This is a genomic window from Succinimonas sp., assembly GCF_045225735.1.
Classification (GTDB): domain Bacteria; phylum Pseudomonadota; class Gammaproteobacteria; order Enterobacterales; family Succinivibrionaceae; genus Succinimonas.
This window is the reverse complement of record NZ_JBGVBR010000424.1, coordinates 1-4,617: the sequence shown is the minus strand read 5'-3', so window position 1 is coordinate 4,617 and position 4,617 is coordinate 1. Positions and strand designations below refer to the sequence as shown.

General features: G+C 52.6%; 3 protein-coding genes. 2 read left to right on the top strand and 1 reads right to left on the bottom strand.

The genetic code is table 11. From position 1 onward, the window contains the following. Positions 1–938 (bottom strand): SLC13 family permease (locus ACJROR_RS14760; RefSeq protein WP_406547760.1); only part of this gene is annotated, 938 nt, incomplete at its 3' end. 521 nt (positions 939–1,459) lie between these two features. Here ACJROR_RS14760 and ACJROR_RS14755 point away from each other — a divergent pair. Continuing rightward, positions 1,460–3,259 carry a putative transporter gene (locus tag ACJROR_RS14755; RefSeq protein WP_406042146.1) on the top strand — a complete coding sequence of 600 codons (1,800 nt, stop codon included), beginning with the start codon at positions 1,460–1,462 and terminating at the stop codon, positions 3,257–3,259. A 458-nt stretch (positions 3,260–3,717) separates the two neighbouring features. Then, the coding region (locus tag ACJROR_RS14750) for an aldo/keto reductase family oxidoreductase (RefSeq protein ID WP_406547759.1) at positions 3,718–4,617 on the top strand (900 nt) is incomplete at its 3' end.

Here is a 4,617-nt window from a genome sequence, read left to right as displayed (position 1 = left end):
CAGGTTATGGCCTGCATGATGATGGAAACCCGATCCTCCTTGGAAAAAGCCTTGGTCTGCTTTTCACTGGACTCTTTGAGAATGTTGAACACCTTCTCCGGAATCTTGACGCCGAAGTCGAAAATCTTAAAGGTTTCCACAGCCCAGCAGGTTATAAGTCCCAGTACAAACACCGGAGCGGATACCGGCATTACCCGGAGCGCGAATTCAGAAAAGTGCCAGCCGGCGATGTGGCCGATGATCAGATTCTGGGGTTCGCCCACGATGGTGCAGATGCCGCCGAGAGCGGTGCCCACGCCGGCGTGCATCAAAAGAGATCTCAGGAAGGTACGGAAGTTATCCAGATCTTCGCGATCCAGGCCGGTGAACTTTTCATTATCGTTAAGCTTGGTGCCGGCGCCGGCAATCACCTCGTGATACACGGCATAGAAGCCGGAGCATACGGTAATGATAACTGCCAGCACGGTGAGAGCATCCAGAAATGCGGAAAGGAACGCCGCCATGAAGCAGAAGATCAGCGACAGCATCACCTTCGATCGCACCTTGACCAGAAGCTGCGTAAATACCAGGAGCAGGAGCTTCTTGACAAAGTGGATGCCGGCCACCATGAACATCAGGAGGAGAATAACCTCCAGATTGGCTTCAATCTCATGGTAGATGGTGGTGGTATCCGTCATCCCGGTGAAGATGGCCTCGATGGCCAGGATGCCTCCGGGAATCAGAGGATAGCACTTCAGCGCCATGGCCAGTGTGAAAATAAACTCGCCCACCAGACACCAGCCCGCTAGAAAGGGACTGACGGCAAAGAGGATCGGATTCAGAACGAGACAGCACAGTATAAACTGCTTGTACCAGACCGGGGCATCTCCCATGAAAACATTAAAGAGAGCCTTCAGCGTTGGTACCAGTCCCTTGGAATTGTTTACAGCATTTTGCATACAACTACAGTGACCCAGAATTAATTAAAGAAGAAAAAAGAAACAACCGGTGAATTATACCTTACTTTGCCGAGCCCTGAGACAGCAAAAATGCCGGCTGCTTTTCAGAATTGAGTCTGTCCTGCGGGGAACGGCAGAATCTCCGGAGAGGCCTCCGGGCGGCCGTTTCATGGGAACATCAGGGGGCAGAGGAAATTTTTCCGGCACCGGACAGATGAAGAAAAACAGAGCCGCTGTTCCGTGTGAGAGAGGGTTTTCAGGAAAAAGGATTTTTTGCAAAAAGTTTTAATTTGTTCAAAAAAATTGTAAAATCAGGGGTTGTCAGTCAGAATTTTTCACAAGCTGTTCTGCGGCGTCTTTATCTGCATGATTTCGCGGTATCTTTCATCGAACCGTCTCCCGGATGACTCGGGGCGGATAATGTCTGAGCGCTTTTCATGCGATGCCGGCGCAGAGAGCAGCGGTGATTTTTCTGATATCCTTTCGGTAGTTCTTTGTTTTGTTAATCTCGGATCTTAAATATGGGACTCTTTGATTTCAGCAGTACCATAGCTGTGATTACGGTGCTAATTTCCCTGGTATCGATAGTCGGCATACTGCTTGGAGATATAAGAATTCGCGGAGTCGGCATCGGTATCGGTGGCGTGCTCTTCGGTGGTATTTTTGTGGGATGGCTGGCTTCGTATATGGGGTGGATCCCGTCAGCCGTAGATCTTGCTCAGGCAGCGCATTCCGCGGATCCGGGTACGGTTCAGAAATATGCCAAGTTCGTGGCATTCAACGATATTCTGCATTATATGCAGGAATTCGGTCTTATCCTTTTCGTGTATACCATCGGCATTCAGGTGGGCCCGGGCTTTTTTGCCAGCCTGAAGGGCAACGGCCTTAAACTGATCAGCTTTGCGGTGCTGATTGTATTTTTGGGAGCCCTCATTGCCACCTCCTACAATCTGTTTTTCGGCATGCGCATCGATCATGTTATCGGCATTTATTCCGGCGCGGTTACCAATACTCCCGCACTGGGCGCCGGCCAGCAGATGATAAACGATCTGGCATCCTCCCTGACCGGAGCGGATCTTAATGCCAAGGGGCTGATTTCCGCCAATGTTCCCAAGGCCTATGCCATGGCTTATCCCTTTGGCGTGCTGGGCATTATCATGGTGATGTTCCTTATCAAAATGATCTTCCGCATTGATGTCAACAAGGAAGGCGAGCGCTACGATCTCATGAAGAAGAGCGGCCGCAAGGATCTTAACACCCTGAACGTGGTGCTTAAGAATCCCCTGTATGCCGGCAAGAAGCTCGGTGATGTCATGGCTCTTCAGTATGACAAGGTGGTTTGTTCCCGTCTGAAGAGAGGCGAAGTTCTCATGGTGCCCAAGACTGATGTGGTGCTTCAGGAGGGGGATATCCTCCATCTGGTGGGCGAGGATGAAAATCTGAGAAAGGCTTCGGAAAACATCGGCGAAAAGGTCAAGGATTCTCTCACTACTACCAAGGGCTCCGAGCTAACGGTTCAGAAGGTGGTGGTAACCAACGAAAAGGTATTCGGAAAGACTCTGGAGGAACTGGATCTCAAGTCTCGCCACGAGGTGGTGATCTCCCGTGTCATCCGTACCGGCGTCAGCTTTATTCCCCACAGCGGCACCGTGCTTAACTTCGGTGACCAGCTCAACCTGGTGGGCCGTCAGGAATCCATTAACGAGGTAATAAAGATTCTGGGCAACAGCGCCGCGGCTCTTTCCAAGGTGAAGATGCTCCCGATATTCGTAGGTCTGGCTCTGGGCATGTGCCTGGGCTGCCTTGCCATTCCGGTGCCGGGACTGCCTGCCGCGCTTAAGCTGGGTCTTGCCGGAGGTCCTCTGGTAATGGCCATTCTGCTTTCCTGCTACGGTCATACCCTTACCTTCAATAAGATGAACTGGTTCATGCCCTCAGCCGGCAACAGCGCCCTCCGGGAAATCGGCATTGTGCTCTTCCTGGCTATTGTAGGCTTCAGATCCGGCGCCAACGGCTTCTTTGACGACCTTATTCACGGCGACGGTCTGACCTGGATGGGCATGGGCGTGTTTGTAACCTTTATCCCCATCCTGATTGCCGGCGTTCTGGCATACAAGGTGGCCCACGTCAACTACCTCCAGATGTGCGGCATGATGGCCGGTTCCATGACCGATCCTCCCGCTCTGGCCTTTGCCAACGGTCTCTACAAGAGTTCCGAGGCTTCCGCTCTCAGCTATGCCACCGTGTATCCGTTTACCATGTTCCTGCGTATTCTGAGTCCGCAGATCATGATAATCTGCATGGTAGCGCTGGGCGGCTAAAGGAAGCATCCTCAAGAGGCGGCCTGCCCCTTTCAGGAGCCGCTGAAGATATAAAGAGCCTGTATCCGTTTTTCCGGGTACAGGCTTGTTCTTTTCCGGGAGACAGGCATTTCAGTCTTTTGCGGCGGGGGAAAGCAAACGAAAACTGCCGGGGAAAAAACTGAGGTCGCAGCCGGACATGAGACGCCGGCGCCGTTACCCGGATTTTTCATGAAAACTTTCTCCGTTTGCATTCTCTCATGATCTGAGATCCAGTTTTGCCGTCTCCCGCTGTTTTTTTGTTCCCGATTGCTGTTACACTGAACTGAGCACACCGGAAATTGATCGCTTTTCCGGGCTGATTCCGCGAGGAAAGAGCGTCACCGGGCATTCATGATGCCGGATGCCCCATGACAGTCCTTCCTTGATTTCAAGGCGCTTACCCCGTTGCCATTTCGTAAAAAGGAGCCTGATCCTCTATGAATACACCTCAGACAGATATCTCTCAGCGAATTATTTCCGGCATGATGCGTCTTGCCGGCCGCGGTCACGACGGAGCTTTCGGTTTTCTTGACTATGTCTGGGGAGCCGGAATCCGCTGGTTTGATCATGCGGATATCTATGGCAACGGCTATTGCGAAACCCTGTTCGGAGAATGGCGGAGATCCCGCAATATCCCCCGGGAGAGCATGGTTATCCAGTCCAAGTGCGGCATCAGACCGGGCTTAGGCTATGACAATTCCGCCGCCTACATGGAGAACGCCGTGGATGGCATTTTGCAGCGTCTCGGCACCGATTATCTCGACATCCTCCTTATCCACCGTCCTGACGCTCTCTGGGAACCGGAGGAGATCGGCGAACTTTTTGACAGGCTGCAGTGTTCCGGCAAGGTGATGGAGTTCGGCGTTTCCAACTTCCATCCGGCCCAGATCGACTATCTGCAGCGTCATCTTCGGAGCAAGGTTTCCTATAACCAGCTTCAGCTGAGTCTGGCCTTTGCTCCCATGGTTTCGGAAGGGCTGGAGACCAATACCTATTCCAATAACGGCCTCAGCAGATCTCTGGGGGCTTTGGACTACTGCCGCGCCAATGAGATCCGGATCCAGACCTGGAGTCCCCTCCAGTTCGGTACCTTCCAGGGCTCCTTTATTGACAATCCTGGGTATGGCCCTCTGAACGGCAGACTCTATGAGATCGCCCGGAAGTATCAGGTTTCCAAAGCCGCCGTGGCCGCTGCCTGGAATCTCCGTCTGGATAGAAATCTGCAGGTGGTTCTGGGAACGGTAAATCCGGATCATTTTGCCGATCTTCTCAGGGCCGCAGACGTTAATCTTACCAGAGAGGAGTGGTACGGACTGTACCAGTCCGCCGGCTACGGT